The organism is Devosia sp., from assembly GCF_035944845.1.
Taxonomy (GTDB): domain Bacteria; phylum Pseudomonadota; class Alphaproteobacteria; order Rhizobiales; family Devosiaceae; genus Devosia_A.
Map to the genome: position 1 here is coordinate 1 of NZ_DASZAW010000077.1, position 19,127 is coordinate 19,127.

At 63.3% G+C, this 19,127-nt stretch carries 16 protein-coding genes and 1 pseudogene; 12 read left to right on the plus strand and 5 right to left on the minus strand.

Annotation, left to right across the window (positions count from 1 at the left end; all coding sequences use genetic code 11):
* Positions 1 to 25 precede the first annotated feature (25 nt).
* Both VGV07_RS15175 and VGV07_RS15180 read left to right on the plus strand, forming a co-directional pair.
* Positions 26 to 3,721 carry a vitamin B12-dependent ribonucleotide reductase gene (locus VGV07_RS15175; protein ID WP_326869559.1) on the plus strand — a complete coding sequence of 1,232 codons (3,696 nt, stop codon included), beginning with the start codon at positions 26 to 28 and terminating at the stop codon, positions 3,719 to 3,721.
* A gap of 29 nt (positions 3,722 to 3,750) precedes the next feature.
* The gene (locus VGV07_RS15180) at positions 3,751 to 4,122 is read left to right on the plus strand and encodes a DUF4189 domain-containing protein (RefSeq protein ID WP_326869560.1); all 372 of its coding nucleotides are present in this window, start codon (positions 3,751 to 3,753) and stop codon (positions 4,120 to 4,122) included.
* Positions 4,123 to 4,540: 418 nt separating this feature from the next.
* Here VGV07_RS15180 and VGV07_RS15185 read toward each other — a convergent pair whose 3' ends face one another.
* From VGV07_RS15185 to VGV07_RS15200, 4 genes are all read right to left on the minus strand, one after another.
* A complete protein-coding gene (locus VGV07_RS15185; RefSeq protein WP_326869561.1) occupies positions 4,541 to 5,014 on the minus strand; it encodes a hypothetical protein in 474 nt (157 codons plus the stop codon).
* A complete protein-coding gene (locus tag VGV07_RS15190; protein ID WP_326869562.1) occupies positions 5,011 to 5,271 on the minus strand; it encodes a hypothetical protein in 261 nt (86 codons plus the stop codon). Before VGV07_RS15190 ends, VGV07_RS15185 begins: the two co-directional genes overlap by 4 nt.
* Before the next feature lie 74 nt (positions 5,272 to 5,345).
* Positions 5,346 to 5,798: a response regulator gene (locus VGV07_RS15195; RefSeq protein WP_326869563.1), complete on the minus strand. Its 453-nt coding sequence runs from the start codon at positions 5,796 to 5,798 to the stop codon at positions 5,346 to 5,348.
* Entirely contained in the window at positions 5,795 to 7,960 is a 2,166-nt protein-coding gene (locus tag VGV07_RS15200; protein WP_326869564.1) for a sensor histidine kinase, read from the minus strand. The genes VGV07_RS15195 and VGV07_RS15200 overlap by 4 nt, the downstream gene beginning before the upstream one ends.
* A 250-nt stretch (positions 7,961 to 8,210) precedes the next feature.
* Here VGV07_RS15200 and VGV07_RS15205 point away from each other — a divergent pair, with 250 nt between their 5' ends.
* From VGV07_RS15205 to VGV07_RS15235, 7 genes and pseudogenes are all read left to right on the plus strand, one after another.
* Positions 8,211 to 8,717 carry a hypothetical protein gene (locus VGV07_RS15205; protein WP_326869565.1) on the plus strand — a complete coding sequence of 169 codons (507 nt, stop codon included), beginning with the start codon at positions 8,211 to 8,213 and terminating at the stop codon, positions 8,715 to 8,717.
* Positions 8,718 to 8,745: 28 nt separating this feature from the next.
* Positions 8,746 to 9,375, plus strand: a pseudogene (locus VGV07_RS15210) (DUF6498-containing protein); the annotation flags it as partial.
* Between the two features lie 123 nt (positions 9,376 to 9,498).
* Positions 9,499 to 10,236: a hypothetical protein gene (locus tag VGV07_RS15215; RefSeq protein ID WP_326869566.1), complete on the plus strand. Its 738-nt coding sequence runs from the start codon at positions 9,499 to 9,501 to the stop codon at positions 10,234 to 10,236.
* A 164-nt stretch (positions 10,237 to 10,400) separates the two neighbouring features.
* Complete coding sequence (locus VGV07_RS15220; protein WP_326869567.1) at positions 10,401 to 11,003, plus strand: hypothetical protein; 603 nt, start codon at positions 10,401 to 10,403, stop codon at positions 11,001 to 11,003.
* 190 nt (positions 11,004 to 11,193) lie between these two features.
* A complete protein-coding gene (locus VGV07_RS15225) occupies positions 11,194 to 11,535 on the plus strand; it encodes a nucleotide-binding protein (RefSeq protein ID WP_326869568.1) in 342 nt (113 codons plus the stop codon).
* Between the two features lie 78 nt (positions 11,536 to 11,613).
* Positions 11,614 to 12,834, plus strand: coding sequence for a DUF4062 domain-containing protein (locus VGV07_RS15230; protein WP_326869569.1), 1,221 nt, complete (start codon positions 11,614 to 11,616; stop codon positions 12,832 to 12,834).
* Positions 12,835 to 13,131: 297 nt separating this feature from the next.
* A complete protein-coding gene (locus tag VGV07_RS15235; RefSeq protein WP_326869570.1) occupies positions 13,132 to 14,061 on the plus strand; it encodes an aldo/keto reductase in 930 nt (309 codons plus the stop codon).
* Between the two features lie 102 nt (positions 14,062 to 14,163).
* Here the strand turns inward: VGV07_RS15235 and VGV07_RS15240 are convergent, their stop codons facing one another.
* Positions 14,164 to 15,054 carry a helix-turn-helix transcriptional regulator gene (locus VGV07_RS15240; protein ID WP_326869571.1) on the minus strand — a complete coding sequence of 297 codons (891 nt, stop codon included), beginning with the start codon at positions 15,052 to 15,054 and terminating at the stop codon, positions 14,164 to 14,166.
* Between the two features lie 705 nt (positions 15,055 to 15,759).
* Here VGV07_RS15240 and VGV07_RS15245 point away from each other — a divergent pair.
* From VGV07_RS15245 to VGV07_RS15255, 3 genes are all read left to right on the plus strand, one after another.
* Positions 15,760 to 16,146, plus strand: coding sequence for a hypothetical protein (locus VGV07_RS15245; RefSeq protein ID WP_326869572.1), 387 nt, complete (start codon positions 15,760 to 15,762; stop codon positions 16,144 to 16,146).
* Between the two features lie 125 nt (positions 16,147 to 16,271).
* Entirely contained in the window at positions 16,272 to 16,703 is a 432-nt protein-coding gene (locus tag VGV07_RS15250) for a VOC family protein (RefSeq protein WP_326869573.1), read from the plus strand.
* Between the two features lie 213 nt (positions 16,704 to 16,916).
* Positions 16,917 to 18,989 (plus strand): mechanosensitive ion channel family protein, encoded by a 2,073-nt coding sequence (locus tag VGV07_RS15255; protein ID WP_326869574.1) that lies wholly within the window; start codon positions 16,917 to 16,919, stop codon positions 18,987 to 18,989.
* Positions 18,990 to 19,127 lie beyond the last annotated feature (138 nt).

A 19,127-nucleotide genomic window follows, 5' to 3' on the forward strand; every position in this document is an offset into this window, starting at 1 on the left:
GCTTTATTGGGGAATATATAGACAAATGCGCATCGAACGCCGGTTCACGAAAGCCAACGACAGCGCCTATGCGGGGATCGAATTCCGCTCGGTGACGAGCGAGATCAAGAACCCCGACGGCTCGATCGTGTTCAAGCTCGAAGGCATGCAGGTCCCCTCGACCTGGTCGCAGGTGGCGGCGGACATCATTGCGCAGAAATATTTCCGCAAGGCCGGCGTCGCCAAGATCCTGAAGAAGGTGGAAGAGAACGACGTGCCGAGCTGGCTGTGGCGCTCGGTTCCCGACGAGAAGGCGCTCGCCAAGCTCCCCGAGGCTGAGCGCTATGGTTCGGAAACCGACAGCCGCCAGGTGTTCGAGCGCCTCGCCGGCACCTGGACCTACTGGGGCTGGAAGGGCAAGTATTTTGCCACCGAGGAAGATGCGCGCGCCTTCTTCGACGAGCTCTGCTTCATGCTGGCCACGCAGCGGGTTGCCCCCAATTCCCCGCAGTGGTTCAACACCGGCCTCCACTGGGCCTATGGCATCGACGGCCCCGGCCAGGGGCACTTCTATGTCGACCCCTTCACCGGCAAGCTGACCTCGTCCAAATCGGCCTACGAGCATCCGCAGCCGCATGCCTGCTTCATCCAGTCGGTGACCGACGACCTCGTCAACGAGGGCGGCATCATGGACCTGTGGGTGCGCGAGGCGCGCCTGTTCAAATATGGCTCGGGCACCGGCTCGAACTTCTCGAAGCTCCGTGGTGAAGGCGAAAAGCTTTCGGGCGGCGGCAAGTCCTCCGGCCTTATGTCCTTCCTCAAGATCGGCGATCGCGCTGCGGGCGCCATCAAGTCGGGCGGCACCACCCGCCGCGCCGCCAAGATGGTGGTGATCGATATCGATCACCCCGATATCGAGGACTACATCAACTGGAAGGTGAAGGAGGAGCAGAAGGTGGCCGCGCTCGTCACCGGCTCCAAGGTGGTGTCGAAGGCGCTCAAGGCCATCATGAAGGCCGCGGTGAACTGCGAAGGCACCGGCGACGACTGCTTTGACGTCAACAAGAACCCTGCCCTCAAGCGCGAGGTGAAGGCGGCGAAAAAGGCGCTGGTTCCCGAGAACTACATCCAGCGCGTCATCCAGTTCGCGCGGCAGGGCTACACCGATATCGACTTCCCGGTTTACGACACCGACTGGGATTCCGAGGCTTACCTGACCGTTTCGGGCCAGAACTCGAACAACTCGGTCCGCGTCACCGACGATTTCCTCAAGGCCGTCGAGACCGATGGCGACTGGAACCTCTTGAGCCGCACCAAGGCCGGCAAGGTGACCAAGACCGTCAAGGCGCGCGACCTGTGGGAACAGATCGGCTATGCCGCCTGGGCCTCGGCCGATCCGGGCATCCATTTCCACACCACCATCAACGAGTGGCACACGAGCCCGGAAGCCGGCGAGATCGTCGCCTCGAACCCGTGCTCGGAATACATGTTCCTCGACGACACGGCGTGCAACCTCGCCTCGGTAAACCTCTTGCCCTACCGCAACGCCGACTCGTCGTTCGACGTCGCAGCGTTCGAGCACACCACCCGGCTCTGGACCGTGGTGCTCGAAATCTCGGTGATGATGGCGCAGTTCCCGTCCAAGGCCATTGCCGAGCGCTCGTTCATCTACCGCACGCTGGGCATCGGCTACGCCAATATCGGCGGCCTGCTGATGACCTCCGGCATCCCTTATGACTCGGCGCAGGGTCGCGCCATTGCCGGCGCCATCACTGCGGTAATGACCGGCGTTTCCTATGCGACCTCGGCCGAGATGGCCGGCGAGCTCGGCCCGTTCCAGGATTACCCGCGCAATTCCAAGCACATGCTGCGCGTCATCCGGAACCACCGGACTGCCGCCTATGGCAAGACCGACGGCTATGAGGGCCTCAGCATCAACCCGGTGGCGCTCGACCATGCCTCGATCGGCGACGAGACGCTTTCGACCCGCGCCAAGGCGGTGTGGGACGATGCGCTGAACCTCGGCGAAAAGCACGGTTACCGCAACGCGCAGGTCTCGGTGATTGCCCCGACCGGCACCATCGGCCTCGTGATGGACTGCGACACCACCGGCATCGAGCCCGACTTCGCGCTGGTGAAGTTCAAGAAGCTGGCCGGCGGCGGCTACTTCAAGATCATCAACAATGCGGTGCCCCCGGCGCTGCGTACCCTCGGCTATTCCGAGAGCCAGATCGCCGAGATCGAGGCCTATGCCGTCGGCCACGGCAACCTGAACCAGGCGCCGGGCATCAACCCCGCCTCGCTCAAGGCCAAGGGCTTCACCGACGAAAAGATCGCGGCGCTCAACGCTGCGACCAAATCGGCCTTCGACATCAAGTTCATCTTCAACCAGTGGACGCTGGGCGCGGATTTCCTCAAGAGCCTGGGCGTCACCGACGCGCAGCTCGGCGACATGAGCTTTGACCTCCTCGCCTTCCTCGGCTTTTCGAAGAAGGAAATCGACGCGGCCAACACCCATGTCTGCGGTTCGATGACGCTCGAGGGCGCGCCGTTCCTCAAGGACGAGCACCTGCCGGTGTTCGATTGCGCCAACCCCTGCGGCAAGACCGGCAAGCGCTTCCTCTCGGTCGAGAGCCACATCCTGATGATGGCGGCAGCCCAGCCGTTCATTTCGGGCGCTATCTCGAAGACCATCAACATGCCGAACGACGCGACGGTCGCCGACGCAAAGGAGGCCTACCAGCTCAGCTGGCGCCTGGCGCTCAAGGCCAACGCGCTCTATCGCGATGGTTCGAAGCTCAGCCAGCCGCTCAACTCCTCGCTCGTCTCCGATGAGGACGACGAAGAGGACGATGCCGTCGAGCTGCTGAACGCCGCCAACCAGATGGCGCGCGTGCCTGTCGTCACCGAGAAGATCGTCGAAAAGATCATCGAGCGGGTGTCGCGCGAGCGCGAAAAGCTGCCGAACCGGCGCAAGGGCTATACGCAGAAGGCCAATATCGGCGGCCACAAGGTGTATCTGCGCACCGGCGAGTTCGACGACGGCCGCCTGGGCGAGATCTTCATCGATATGCACAAGGAAGGCGCTGCCTTCCGCGCCATGATGAACAACTTCGCCATCTCGATCTCGCTTGGCCTGCAGTATGGCGTGCCGCTCGACGAGTATGTCGAGGCCTTCACCTTCACCCGGTTCGAACCGGCCGGCATGGTGATGGGCAATGACCGGATCAAGAACGCCACCTCGATCCTCGACTACATCTTCCGCGAGCTCGCCGTCTCCTATCTCGACCGCGAAGACCTGGCGCATGTCCACGCCGACAGCCCGACGGCGCTGTCGCAGAGCGGCGAAGGCCAGCGCCCTGCCCCGATCCCGGCGCAGAACCTCGTCTCCCGCGGCATGACCCGCGGCAAGGTGAAGGACCAGAACCTGATGCTGGTCTCCGGCGGCCTCACCGCCGCCCAGGCCTACAACCCGGTCGCCTCGATGCAGACCTCAACCGTCACGGCGCTCAAGGCTGCGACGGCGCTGAAGATCGAACCGAGCCCGACGGTGCTGAACGAGGCGGAACTCAACCCGATCCCGAGCCCGCCGACGCAGCAGGATGCGGGCCAGCTCAGGGCCCAGGCGCTGATGCAGGGGTATACGGGGGATCAGTGCTCGAACTGCAACTCGATGCGGATGAAGGTCAGCGGGCACTGCATGGTTTGTGAGGATTGCGGGACGACTACTGGGTGTAGCTGAGGCGTTTCCGTAATCTCCAGAGAGCCAACATGAGCAGCAAGCTTGCCTGCGCCTTACTGATCTTCGCCGCGACCATTGCGGCAACCTCGGCCAGCCAGGCAGCCTGGGCTATTGCGCAGGGAGACGACGGCAAGCCCATCGTCTCCCGTCAGTATCCCGTAGAGGGCGGAGCCCGCGCCCAAGCGCTGAGGGATTGCGCCAAGTACACGCAGAACTGCAAGATCGTCCTCGCCGATCCGCAAGGCTGCGCTGCACTCGCGAACTACGGCACGAAATCGACGAAATGGGGTTTTGGCGAAAGCCACACGAAACCCCGCGCCCGACAATCCGCCATCGCCAGCTGCGAGGCCATCGCCGGCGCCGGCCAGTGCAAAGTCGTGCACGAGTTCTGCGGGATGTAGGCGCTGGCGGTGCCGAACGAAGCGGAACTCAACCCGATCCCGAGCGCGCCGACGCAGCAGAATGCGGGGCAGCTCCGGGCCCAGGCGCTGATACAGGGCTATACGGGGGATCAGTGCTCGAACTGTAATTCGATGCGGATGAAGGTGTCGGGGCACTGCATGGTTTGCGAGGATTGCGGGACGACGACTGGGTGTAGCTGAGGCTGGGCGACTCCTCCTCTTCTGTGATTGCCCACAAAGGATAGGCATATGCCATCCACAATGTGGCTCAATCACAAGCAACAGTGTGGCTCAGGCTATCTGACAAACAAGAAGGCCCCGGATTTACGGGGCCTTCGCATTTACCCTTGTGGCCGATGAGGACAGTCTCATGATTGGATTCCCCTCAATGTTTCGGTGAGATGCTGTTGCGTCTCGTCTATGATCGCGGCCTGCCCAGACGTTTGAACCTACCTGGCAACGACAGTACAACACCGGCGCCCCAGGCAATAAGGGCAAAGAGGCTCAGCCATATCGCTCCTCCGAGCCGCAACCAATCCGTTCGGTCCACGTACAGTGCACCCTCGACGACCCTGACCGCCACCGCCTGGCCGATGACGATGCCGCGGATTGCCGTCTCCGCGGTGCCGTTGCGATAGTCGTAGAACGATCCGGTCAATCCGCGCAGTTCGGTGACCTGCCCGTCCCACTGCACCAAGACGAGGGGAACGTGACGCAGGCTGCCGTTCTGCGTTGCTGAGACAACACGCGCCTCGACGACGCGGGCCGCGCTGCGCTGGCCAAACACACTGGCCGGTGGCGGATCTCCTGTTGTCCATGAGCCGATCGCCGCATTCGTCAACATCAGCCCAATGCCTGCCAGCAGCAGGACGACCCAGTTCGCGCCGCTCATGAGAGCAGTTGCGCTATGGCCCAGAGGCCGATCAAAGCCAGGATCGTCGACAACGCCGCCTCGAGGCAAACGCATGCCCAGAACAGCACCGGCGATGCACATCGTTCCACTGCAGGCCGGACATGGATGAAGCTGCCACTACGAGCACTGGAGACGACATGCGCGAGGCCAATCAAGGCCAGCGGCAGGGTGAGTACGGCAGCTATTGCCCATTGCGCACCGGCTTGGCCGGCCAGAAGGCTCATCACCAAATACATCGTCAGCCCCAAGGGCAGCACGACTAGTGCTGTACGAAAGAGCTGTCGCGCGGTCGATGCGGGCCCGTCGCCCATCAGGATTGCATTTCGCCAAGGAACTGTCCGGCACTGGCGGCAAGTGGCACGCCTCGTGACGACAGGGCTGCCAGCACCTCGCTGGCCGCGGACCTGCTGGCGAAGTTGGCGCTGAAACTCCAGGGGCCCTTTCGCGGCACAAAAGTGATCTGATACGCGAAACGCCGAGCCAATTCGACGGTCTCTATCGCATCAAAGGCCATGACCGTAGTCACGATGCAGGTCGCCTGCGGCTGGTCGTGCCGCAGGCGACGAAGCACATCCAGCCCCGAGCCATCAGGCAAGCCGAGGTCGATAAGGGCGATGTCGACCCGGGTTGCATCAAGTCTGACTATCGCCTCGCGAACACTGGAGGCCTCGACGACCTGGCAATCCGGAAACGCGGCGCGAGCGATCTCGGCCAGCCAGGTGCGCGTTTCCTTGAGGTCCTCGACGATCAGAACTTCAGTCATGAGACGCTCACCAGGCTGACCTCGGGGATTGCTGCCCGGATGCGAGTAGTCGAGCCGCCAGTGACAAGATGGAAGGTTCCGCCAAGCGCCTCGACCCGCGAGCGCATGTTGGCCAGTCCATTGCCGGCCGGCACGGTGGCCGGATCGAAGCCGATGCCGTCGTCGACGATCTCGATCCCGATCCCTGCCTGATCGTGACTTACCGTGATGGACACTCGCGTCGCCCCAGAGTGCTTGAGCACGTTCTGGACGGCCTCGCGCAGGAAGGCCCTCAGCGCGTTGACCACCTGCGGCGAGGGCATGGCGCTGGCCTCGTGGCGGACGGACCAATCGAGCTGCATGCCTGCGGTGTGGAGATGCTCCGAAATCTGCGAGCGGAGATCTGCGAGCACTTCCTCCAGCGACAGATCCGGGTGGGACGCGTTGTTGATGATCTCGCGCAGGTCCGCCAACGTTTCACGAACCAGGGTGTCCTTTCGAACGACATCGGGACTATGAAGCGCCCCCATCAGCTGCACGCCGATGTTGTCGTGAATGTCCTTGGCGATACGCTCACGCTCCTGCAGGACGCCCCGTTCATAGGCAATCCGACTCTCCTCGGCATTGCGGAGCATTGCCACGAGTTCGGCCGCCAGTTCGAGATCGCGCGACGAAAAGAGCTTGCGCCCACCATCTGCATATTCGAGCCGCATCGCGGGCAACCTTCCCGCGCCCGGCAACTCCATGACCATGCCGTTGTCTCTCAGCGCTGGTTGAGCAACATCGGGTACTTCGACCGCGCGCAACGGCTTGAAGGCTCCATGCAGCAGTCCTCTCCAGCGCTCCCCGGGACTGGCGTCGGGTGGCGCCAGGACGACGTCCATGACCTGCCTGAACAGGTTCTCCGTCTCGATCCTCCGCCGCCCCAGCAATCGCCGTTCGATCCTGTCGCGCAGCGGCAGCCAGACCAACACAACCACGAGCAGCGACAGGGCAAAGGCCGGGGCGCGCTCATCAACGATGGTGAAGATCAGGACTGCGTCGAGCGCGATGAGCAGCAGCACGCCGAACAGGTAAAAGAACACGCCGAAGGCCCACTCATCGAGCTCGAAAAGGCGATAGCGCGCCACGCCAAGCGCAATGCCGGCAAAGGTGAGCAGAAAGAACAGGAAGGCCTGCTCCTGCGCCAGCACCGCCTCCAGTCCAAGCATCGCTGGCACGATGGTGGTGGCGACGAACAACCCGGCTCCTACAACCACGGCCAGTCCGAGCCAGGCGAGCGCAGCGCGATCGACCGGGCTGCGTCGAGCTAGCCAGGCTTGCGAGAGGACCAGCACGACGATCGCGGCCATGGCGCACACTATGGCGAGGTGACGCCCCATGGCCGGGCTCTCCACCAGCGCCGTCAGGTCGACCAATAGCCATCCACCGAGCACGATCGCTGGCACCGCCAACCATCCCGTGGGCACAAGCTTTTTCGGGTAGGCAAGAAACAGGCCGATCATGCCAACGCCGAAGATCAGGGCGCCAGCGGCATTCATCCCCGACAGCACTGCGAAAAGCCCGCCATCGAGGGCCAGTTCTCGCGTGCTGTAGATCGCAGCCGGGAAAGTCGACATCATCAGCCCGAGACCGGCGAGCGCCAGGTGCCGGGTCGCCCACTCCTTGGGCCGCAGGGTCCACACCCACGTTCCGATCCAGAAGCCGGCCAGCCCGACACCGATCTGCAACCAGAACCCGAAGGGCAGCGCCGAGATTGGCCGCTGCGCCTCGGCATTGAGGCGGTGAACCGTGACACCACCGGAGGGCAGGAGCACTTCGGCTTCGACCCGCGGCTGTCGCAGCATGGCGGCGATTGCGGTCTGCCGCTCGAAGAACAACCACATCTGCTCGAACGATCCGAGGCCATCAGGCTCGGCAATCAGGTCGGAGGCGGCGAGTTCGATCCGTTCTCCGTCGAGACCGATAATGGCGAGGATACGTCCACCAGCCGGGATGCCAGCCGACGGCCCTTCGCCAATATCCACCTGCAGCCCTGAGCCTGCAGACGGGCCCGACAGGGTCAGGCCGAGCCAACGCTGCTCGACGGCCAGTCCCAATGCGACTGTTGCCAGGATCAAGCTGAGAACCACGCCCAGATAGAAGCCCGCCCCAGGCGCGAGCCTGACAAGTGCTGCCGGCACCGACTGAATCTCCCCATTCCGCCCTTTCGGCTGAATGTAGAGGCACGTGGTCTGTCGTGCAAAGTTGCGGGGCTTCAATTCAACCCTTCGCTCCAGGTGGCCGTACCGATGCGGTGGTGCTGGACAGGCTCGCCACATGGGTGCGGCAGGTCACTCCCCCGTTCGGGGGGTGGTCCTATGGTCGCCAGGGACTATCGTCTCCGGTCCGGGAGGGGCGATGAACAACGCAGCGAGAGACCTTCGACGACCAATGCGGATGCCACGCGTGCTGGCGACGGTGCTTCCGACGCTCATCCTGGCCGCGCCGGCCGCAGGCTTCGAAAGGGCTACCCAGGCCGACTACAACCGCTTTGCCTATTGCTACGGGCAGCAGGTCGGGGCGGCCAACGGTCTGGCCGACGATCTCATGCGCTGGGAGCGAGCCTATCCCGAGCCCGAGGGCGAAAGCGCAGAGATCATCGGGATGGCGCGAGCGCGGGCAGTGGAGCTTTCGACGCTCGCCGACACGACCGCGGCGCTGTTCGAGGATCTGGACCATCCCGGGTACGGCATGGACTCGCTGGCGACCAACGCAGCCTATGAGCAAGGGTACGCCTTCTGGGCGGACTACCTCACCATCCGCTTCAACCGGCGCATCCAGATCGAGGTGCCGGACTCGACGATGGGGATAAGTCCAGAGTGCTGGGACGTCACCTTCCGGATCGAGGCACTGCACAAGGCGAACGCGTCGTCCGGCGAACTGGTGTGGGAGGAGTAGTGCCTGCCAGCCGACGGAAAGGGCCCATGCCGTGGCGTTGACCATCCTGGGCAACGCCCTGCCCCTGCTTGGTGTCATGCTGGTCGGCTGGGATATCTACACGCTGCTCATCTTCTACTGGTGCGAGACGATGATCTTCGGCTTCTGGACCGTGGTCACGATCGGTTTCCATCGCGACAGTGACGCCAATGCCCCTTGGCGCCCTGACGCGCGGCGGCAAGGTGGCAGTGCCGCGACTGTGATCGTCGCCCTTCATGCCGGGTTCTTCATGGCGATCCACCTGTTTCTGATGAATTCGCTCTACGGAAAGGAATGGCCGGGCCACCTCAGTTCGTTGGGGGCCTTCGTCGACACCTTCATCATCGGACAGAATCTCTGGCCGATGCTGGCCGGGTCGTTCCTGCAGAGAGCACTGGTCTTCTGGGAGGACCATCGAGCCAACAGCGTGACGGCGGCGACGGTTGGCCTCTACCTGCGCATCGTAGTCATGCAGATGGTCATCATCTTTGGCTCATGGGGGGTCCTGATGCTTGGCAGCGGACTGTTCGGGCTGTTGCTCCTGGTCGCCATGAAGACCGTGCTCGACCTCTACTGGCCCCGCATCATCGCCTTCGCCCTAAAACTCGCCGGCATGATGCCATCGCACCGCCGTGGGTGACCAAGCCCGGGGCAACCCTTTGGCGAAGACCTGGTCACTCCCCTGTTCCGGGGATGGAGACCGCTCTGCTCATGTGGATAACCTCTTGAGCGCGAGACCATTTGAACGCCGCAGGGGGTGAGTATGAGCAGAAGTCTGTGGAAGGCCCTTCTCGGCGCAATGTTTATGGCAGGGTTTACGCCCGCCTCAGCGGGCGGCGCACTGGCAGAGGACGCAGCCACGGTCGCCTGCGAGATCATCCGCACGACTGGGGATTTCGAGAACCTCGAGCCGAACTTCCGGGCGGGTGCCGACCGGGCCGAGTTCGTCTTTTTCGCCCCGATGCGAGCGGTAGCCGAAAACGTCCTGCTCTACGCCGAGGAACAGGGCGGAGAGTTGACCAGGGGCTATGCGGCACTGAAAGGTGTGCTGCTCCGCGACAGCACCGGCGCCATCATCATGGACAGGCTGCAGATCCACTGGCCGCACACCGTCATCAAGGAGAACGGCCAATACTACAGCATCATTGCAATCGCCCATGAGAAGGGCGCCCCGATCGGGCTGGTGATGGGCTCGGGGGGCAACCCACTTGGGGAGATGGAACTGCGTAAGAACGAGTTCGACTCGAACACCCCTGTGCTTGGCTTCGACCACGATACCTCCAGCACAATTCACCGCAAGCTGCTGGAGAACGAAGGCTTCAGCGCACGACTGATGGCTACCGGCGAGGTCTTCAGCACTATTGAGCCTGACACCGCGCAATACTCCGCTTTCATGACCGGTTCCCTCCTCCCCGCGATGGAAGAGGCGCGCGAGCAGGACGAGACGGCACCATGCAATACGGCGAACCCGATCGAGGCGCTGGAGTCCATCCAGTTCTAGCTCAACGGCCGATACTCCAGAGGTGGCACCTTCATCGATCTGGATCGAGACGCTGTCAAACGAGCCAGTCGCCTCACCCCTTCCGCATTGAGCTCCGCGCTGCATTGTCGAGGTGTTGCGACGAAGGCATGCTAGGAGGGCCAACGCAAACGAGACTCAGCAGAATGGACCTGATCCCGAACGGAGTGACGATTTCGAACACGGCCTACAAGGGCCGTCCCGCTGTTCAAGTCACGATGCCAAGTTCGGCCTACCAAGACCCGTCCAAGGAAGCTCTGATCGATCGAGACTTCATGGCTTGGCAGCCAGTGGATTTTCACAATGGTACTATCGAGGTGGATGTGGCGAGCGTCCTTGCACCAGACGCGCCGGCCTACGCACGCGGGTTCATAGGATTGGCCTTTCGCATCGACGCTGCCAAACGCTTCGAGAGCATCTACCTTAGACCGACCAACAGTCAGGTCGACGATCAGATCCGCCGCAATCGCACCATTCAATATGTTGCCTACCCCGATTTCACCTTCCCACGGCTCCGTCAGGAAGAGCCAGGCAAGTACGAAGCGTATGCCGACATCGACCTAGAGCAGTGGATCAACATACGCGTCGTGGTGAAAGACGCCCGGGCCGAGCTCTTTCTTAACAGCGCTCCACGACCAGCTTTTATGGTAACCGACCTCAAACTCGGACCGGCGCAAAAGGGCGGGGTTGGCCTTTGGATCGAAGCTGGCACTGTCGGCTATTTCGCGAACCTGAGGATCACCGGTTGATCAGGTGGTCGGTGGCTTTGTTAGGCCCCATGCAGTCATTACCAGACGAACTGATCGCGGATGCCTATCGACCGGCGCCGATATCCCATCTACCTGCGCGACGAGGTGACTTCAGCGCTGGGACCACCCCTCCTCCCAGCCCCCTGATCATCAAAACGGCCCCGCTTCGGCGGGGCTTTTCTTTGCCTGGATGAGCAGGGGTCTCACGATCATCGAGAAGTTCGTTGAGTACGCAGGGCAGGCTGCGTTTGCTGTCGTTCTCTTGACACCAGATGACCTTGGCGGCTCGACCGCTTCAGATGCACAACGGGAGCGTGCCCGGCAAAACGTTATCTTTGAACTTGGCTTCTTCGTGGGTCAATTGGGTCGGGGGCAGGTATGCCTTCTTCGAAAGGGGCAAGTGGAGATGCCCTCCGACTTAAGTGGCGTTATCTATAAGGAGCTTGACGCTGGCGAAAGTTGGAAGTTTAGCCTCGTGCAGGAGCTTAAGGCAGCTCGGATTGAGTTGGATGCAAACAAGCTGTGGGGCTGATCGTTCCTCGGGCTCGCTGAACACGATGGCGCCGGCGGCCCTTGACGAGGCCGATCGAAATACACGCAGAGGCAAAGAATGCCCAGAAACGACGTAGTTCTTTCTGTCTTCGTGGCGTCACCTTCAGATACCGAAGAAGAGCGCAGCCGCATCGCATTGGCAATTAGCGAAATCAACGACACATGGAGCCGCAGCGCAGGCATTCGACTCGAGCTCGTGAAATGGGAGACGCACGCTTACCCCGCTCTCGGCGAGGATGCCCAAGACGTAATCAACCACCAGATCGGCGATGACTACGACGTATTTGTTGGCGTGATGTGGCAACGATTTGGAAGCCCCACGCAACGGTTCTCGTCGGGAACCGAAGAGGAGTTTCACCGTGCCAAGGCGCGCCACGATTCAGATCCACGATCTGTCAGAGTGATGTTCTACTTCAAGGACGCACCGGTCGCACCCAGCAAGATCGACCTTGAACAGATGGCAAAGGTGCAAGCGTTCAGGCGCACGCTCGGAGCTGCTGGATCATTGCACTGGTCATTTGAAGACTCAGACCATTTCGAGAAACTGGTGCGAATACATCTTCAGCGCGTCGTACAGGAGTGGCAGCGCCCCATAGTTGAGGTGCCAACCCCCGCCTCACCTCGCGAGTTGGGACCAATAGACGACGAGAATGATGACCGTGGAGTACTAGATTATATCATCGAGTTCATGGACCGCTTCAACGAAGCTGCGGAAACGATGCGGGAAACCAATGAACTGATGGAGACTTCCGGCGGCCGCCTACAGTCCATGGGCAACAACCTTGGCGTATTAACAAGGGCGTCAAATCCTTCCGACTACAAGCGAGCTCGCGCGAAGATTGCCGCTATTGCATCTGAGTTGCTGTCTTTTGAAAGAGATTTCAAAGCTAAATCCGACAGGACGCTAGAGAATTTCGAAGCTGGAGTGGATGCGGTCATTAAGTTCGTGGAGATGCAACCTACCGTTAGCGAGAACGACAGGCTAGCGGTCTTGCAGCTTGTGCAGGTGATGGACGATGTTCAGCAATCAATTCGCGACTATCATGTCAAGCTTTCCGAGACAGAAGCAATAGCAACGATATGGCCGCCGGTAACTCGTGAACTAAATACCGCGAGGAAGCGAATTCAGCGCACTATGGGCGACGTCATAGTTCGATACAACAATTCTGAGTTGCTTATTCAGGAACTTAAACAGGCACTATTTGACCTATTGCGACGCGGATCCACAGCATCACCCGACACTGAAATGCAATCAGACGCCCAAGCGCGGCCGGTCTAGTAACACTTACCATCCGCCGCAAACTCGCGATCCGCCGGTCCTGGGTCCCGCCACGGGGGTTACGCAGCGGGCCTTGCCGGCCAATCCGCAGCTCAGACCCACAACGCCCCCTACGGCCCCCCCGAGGGGTAGACGTCTCTCGGTCCTTCGCTTTGATATCCTTCGGGGTCCCTGGCGCTGGACGCATCGCCACGTCCCGTTCCGGCCCGACCCACGACGAGCGTCGTATTGCCGACGCTAACCGCGGCTTGTGATACACACCCTCTCCCGACCCATCCGCCAGCACAGGCTCCCGACATGAAAACCTTCATCGTCCCCCATACCGACGTCACCGTGTCGAGCGTTGTGCTGGGCCTGATGCGTATCGCCAAGATGAGCGACGCCGAGGTTCGCGCGCTCTACGACGCGGCCCTCGAGGTCGGCGTCACCATGATGGACCACGCCGATATCTATGGCGGCGCGCCGCATGTCTGCGAGGCGCGGTTCGGTGATGCGCTGAAACTCTCGGCGTCTGACCGGGCGAAGATCCAGATCCAGAGCAAGGTCGGCATCCGTCGCGGCTATTTCGACTTTTCCTCCGAGCACATCCTTAACTCGGTCGATGGCTCGCTGAAGGCGCTGCGTACCGAATATCTCGACGTGCTGCTGCTGCACCGGCCGGATACGCTGGTCGAGCCCGACGATGTCGCAAAAGCCTTCGACACGCTTCACGCCAGCGGCAAGGTCCGCCATTTCGGCGTCTCCAACCACACGCCCGGCCAGATCGAGTTGCTGAAATCGGCAATCAAGCAACCGCTGCTGTTCAACCAGGTGCAGCTCTCGATCGCCCATGCCAACCTCTTCGCCCAGGGCATCGCCGCCAATATGGGTGGGCTCGAGCAATCGGTCTCGCGCGATATCGGGCTGCTCGACTATTCGCGCCTGAAGGGTATGACGCTGCAGGCCTGGTCGCCGGTGCAGAAGGGATTCTTCGAGGGCGTGTTCATCGGCGATCGCAAGGACTACGCCGAGCTCAACGACGTGATGGACGAACTGGCGAAAAAATACGGCATCACCCCCATGGGCATCGCCATCGCCTGGATCACCCGGCACCCGGCCAACCTGCAGGTCGTCCTCGGCACCACCAAGCCCGGGCGCGTCCGCGAGAGCGCCGCCGGCTCGGACATCACCCTCACGCGCGAGGAATGGTACCGACTGTTCCGTGCCGCGGGGCACACTCTCCCGTAACCGGGACCGGGGACCGGCCACCGCTTGCTGCCTCCGCGGTGATGTCCACCTCACCAACTCGGACAGCCTTCCGCGGCGACCGGCCGCTCCACTCGCATCCCCTCAAACCGCCCTGCGCATCACCTCGCGCGTCAAATCATTCAGCGGCAGCGACAGTTCCACGCGCATGGAGCGGAGGGTGACATCCTGCGGCAGGTCGATGAGGCACTGGAAGCGGAGGAAATCCAGTTGGCCGTGGGGGGTGGAGAAGCTGAAGTGGACCTGGGCGGACGGGGCGGGCTCGATGGGGCGCTCGCCGAACCTTGCGGCAAGCGAGAGCGCCAGCGCTTCAACGCCTGGCCGAAGGAGCGGATTGGCCACGGCTTCGAGTTCGAGCTGCGCCAGGTGGGCATAGCCGAAGGTGGCGGCGTTGTGCATGTTGGAGAGGAGGCCCGAGGCATGGGCGCAGCACATGACCATGTCGAGGCCGCCGTCGTTTGGAACGGTGCGCAAATAGTCCGGCATCACCTGCCCCATCAACCAGCGGGCGGCCCGGTTGGCCCGGCGGATGCGCCAATCGGCATCGAAGGCGAAGGCCGGAAACGGGTCGTGCACGGTGAGCAGCCGATCCATCAGTTCGGTCGGGTGGTCGATGGCCGGCGCCATTGGGTCGGCCTCGGCGCGGTCCGCTGTCGGCGCAAAGCCGGCATGCAGCAGGGCGGCGCGGCGGACTGACGGTTGCGCGCCGACCTCGGCGAGCCAGCGCTCAATGAGGCTGCGGCTGGGCCGGGACCGACCAACCTCGACGAAGCTGATGTGGCGCGGCGAGAAACCGAGCCGCAGCGCCAGCTCCATCTGGCTCAGGCCGCGCTGCTTGCGGGCGTCGCGCAGCACCTGGCGCAGGAACTGAGTGGAACTGGCCGGGGTCTGCTGCGGCCGCTCCTCTGGCGCTGCCTCCTGTCGCTTTGCCTCTGCCACCAGATATTGCCTTCCGAACTTTGCGCGATTGCCCACCGCGCGATCCGCGGGGGCGGGTAAGCGCAGTAGTTCGGAACCGGCGCCCGGCGAAGTGTCGGGGGACGAGCGGCGGCTCGGCGGGGCGAGCGGCGGCGGCTGAGGCGTTTCACTTGTCGAGCGCATCGCGCCGGCGGGAGCCTGGGTGGATACCGCAGCGCGGGTGGAGGCCGAGTCGTCGTGTTGGGTCCCCGCCTGCGCGGATAGGCCTTAGCTCGGGATCATGCGCCACCCACCGGCTGTCATCCCTGCGAAAGCAGGGACCCAACTCACAGCCCGCGCAAGGGGATGAATGGGTCCCTGCTTTCGCAGGGATGACACCGAGTTTGAGGCGCTGGCGGGTGCAGGTTCGTCGATGGGCGCGGCACTAGGGCAGTAGGTGTCCTCTAGCTAGCGCCTATGCGCCCGCGCGGGGATGACGCCGGTGGGAGGGCCAGGATCGAACCGGACTTCGGGACGAGCGCCGTGTGATAATTTGGCGGTACAGACCCAGGTGGTCGGGATTGCGGCGTGACCCTCTGCCTTCCGATCCGTCGGCCAGCCTGACGTGCAGGTCACCCTCGCCGGTGGGCACGACTTCGGCGATCACGGCGCGGTTGACGATGTGGGAGATCGGCTTACCCAAAATCTGTACCTCTCAGGTAATCGACCAGCCCGACCACCGACGGCAGTTTGCTCCCGTAAACACTGTGGAGCGAACACAAGATGATCAACCGACTTCTCGCTATCGACGCCGCCACCTGCGTCCTTATGGGCGCTGTGCTGCTGGTGGCAACACCGGGCCTCGCGAGCCTGCTGCAACTGCCGCACGGATTGTTGTTCTGGTCTGGCCTGGCGCTGTTTCCCGTTGCGCTGTTCATGGCCCTGCTCTCCCGCCAGACGCAGCCCTCCACCGCCGGCGTGTGGCTGGTGGTGCTCGGCAATGCCGCGTGGGTGGCAGGCAGTCTGGTCGCCATCATGGTGACCATGCCGAACGGCCTCGGCGTCGGCTTCATCCTGCTGCAGGGGGCTCTGGTCTCCACCCTCACCGTGCTCGAGCTCAACGCCATGCCGTCGCGCTACCGGGCCCGCGTTATGCAGGGGGGCCGTTGATGATCCGGCTGCCCCGTTTCACCGCAGCGGCAGCTGCCGTCGCCGTAGCCCACGCCTTGTCCATGGGGCTAACGGCCCCGGCCGCGGCACAAACCCCACCCGCACCCGCCGATGAGGCACACGACATGAAAGTTCGCGATCTCTATCCCCTAATCACCACCCCGGCGCTGTTCCAGGCGCGCGACTTCTACGTTGCCCATTTCGGCTTCAAGGTGCTCTTCGAGGCCGCCTGGTTCGTTTACCTCTCCGGGCCGGCCGAGGACGGGACGCGTGGCGCGACCCTGGCGTTCATGTCACCGGACCATCCCTCCAACCCGCCAGGGCCGGAAGCCTTCAATGGGCTGGGCATGATCCTCACCGTCGAGGTCGAGGATGCCGGCGCCGTGTTCGAGCGCCTGAGCGGGGCCGGCGCCCCCATCGTTCATCCGCTGACCGACGAGGATTGGGGGCAGCGCCGCTTCATGACGCGCGACCCGAGCGGAGTGCTGGTCGATGTGGTGCAGCAGACCCAACCGGCCGACGGCTTCTGGGAACGCTATCCCGCCCCTGCCCCTTGAGGCGGCCAGCGCAAACGCCGCCAGGTCGGCGGTGGGTCGCGGACGGCAGGAAGTCCCTGCCGGCCCCGGGGATGGCGGGCTGCCCCTGCCGTCCCCGCATCTTTTTTCGCTAAACCTCGGGCACGATGCTGACAATTTGATCGCCCAAGGGCTGCTATACGGGTTTTTCGATTCCGGGCATCGGGCCCCGGGACCGGACACGGAGACCTCACCTTGAAGCAGCTGATCGCCGTCATTCTCGTCGTGCTGTCGATCGGCAGTGCCGTTGCCCAGCAAGCCAAGCCAACTTCGGCAACGCCACCTGACGCGGTCGAGCAGCTCATCGTCGTGCTCGAGGATCCAGTGCTACGCGAACAACTGCTCGAGCATCTGCGATCGACGCCAGCGGCTGCGACCACCGCACCCACAGCCGAACAAACCGATACCAGCGGCGGCGACGGACTGGTGGGCGCCCTCTACCGGTGGTCCGACGACTTCGTCACCTCGCTGCCCAGCGCCACCTTTGGCGTGCCGATCGATCGGAAGCTGGCGCAGGCGGGGGCGCAGATTGGCAGTCGGGTGCAGGGCGGGCTCAGTGATGGGCAATTGCTGCAGTTTATCGCCTGGGCCCTGCCGGGCCTCATGATCGTTGTCGGGATCGGCATTGGCATTGGCCGGGGCACGCGCGGGCTGGTGCAGCCGACCAAGCCGGTGCGCAAGCGCAAGCTCGCCATCGGGTTGATGCTGAAGGTGGTGCTGTCAGCCGCCGCGGTGCTGGCAATCGCCGTGCTGGTGAACTTTCTGCCGGTGTCGAAAGTGGCTGGCACCAGTTTCACCAGCCTGACGGTCGGCATCCTGTTGTCGATGCTGACGGCCGATCTTGCGACGTCGGTGCTCTCGGCCTTTGGCAGCATTCGCAGCGTACGGCTGATCCGCTATGGGCAGCGGCGGTTCTATCCGTGGTGGCTGACGGTGGCGAGCCTTGCCACCTTCGCGGCGCTCGCTGCCGACCCGACGCTGCGGCAGGTGGTCGGCTGGTCGGCGGCCGACTTCGCGGCGCTGATCCTCAACTCGATTGCGGCGCTCACCATGCTGGCATTCGTCTCGCGTCACCGGATGGCGCTGGGCCGGCTGATCTTCGGCAGTGCAGCCCGGGCCCCGGTTTCGGACAATCCGATCCGCAACGCCACGCGGCGCCTGGCGCGACACTGGCACATCATCGCCTATGGCTTCCTGATCCTCAGCATCTTCAGCCTGTGGGCCGGGCAGCGCGACAATGACGTGCTGGGCCAGATGCTGTGGTCGTTCGCGGTGGTGCTGGGTGGCCTCATCACCTTTGGTGTGCTGCACCGGCTCACGACGCCCAATTCGCCGCGCTACCGCTACGAACGGCAGACGCTGCGGCAGATTCTTGCCGCCAAGATGCTCAAGATGGTGCGCGTCGCGGCGGACCTGGCAACGCTCCTCGCCATGGCGATCATCGTCGCCGGGATCTGGGGCTTCGACATCTGGGGCTGGCTGACCAGGGACGGGCGCGTCATCGTCGGGCCGTTCTTTGCCGCGGCAACGGTCGTTGCGGTGGCCTGGCTGATCTGGGTGACGCTCGATGCCTGGATCGCCACGACGCTGGCGCCGAGCGACAAAAGCCGCAGCTCGGCGCAGCGCTCGGGGCGGTTGCAGACGCTGTTGCCGCTGATGCGCAACGGCGTGCTGATCCTGCTCGTGGTGCTGGGCGGCATTGCGGTGCTCGCCAATATCGGGGTCGACGTGACGCCGCTGATCGCCGGCGCCGGCGTCTTCGGCCTCGCCCTGAGCTTCGGCTCGCAGCAGCTGGTGCAGGACGTGATCACCGGCTTCTTCATCCTAGCCGAGGACACCATCGCGGTTGGCGACACCATCAGCACGGGCGATCGCACCGGGGTGGTCGAGAGCCTGTCGCTCAGGAGCATGCGGTTGCGCGACAGCGATGGGGCGCTGCACTCGATCCCGTTCTCGACGGTGAAGGCGCTGAAGAACAGTTCGCGCAATTTCGGCGTACTCCGCCCGCGCTTCACCGTGCCGAGCGGCACGGATCCCTCGGCCGTGATGGACGAGATGCGGACCGCCGCCACGGCGCTGAGGGCTGACCCGAAATTCGCCAAAGCCATTACCAGCGACATGCATGACCTCGGGATCGACGAGATCAATGCCGGATCGGTGGTGGTGTCGGGCTCGCTCCGCACCAGCCCGGTACGGCAGCCCGAGATCGCCCGGGCGTTCAATGGCCGGATGCTGGCGGGGCTGGCCGAGAAGGGGATCCGGCTCTAGGGCCGCGGCGGCCAATCTTGGATTGGTCCGAGCCGAGCAGGTGGCTCTTGCGCGGGGTGCCATCATCCACGAGGTCAGCCCGGCGAAGGCCGGGGCCTATCCTGAGGTCTTTCCATCCATCGGTGGCGCCGAAAAATC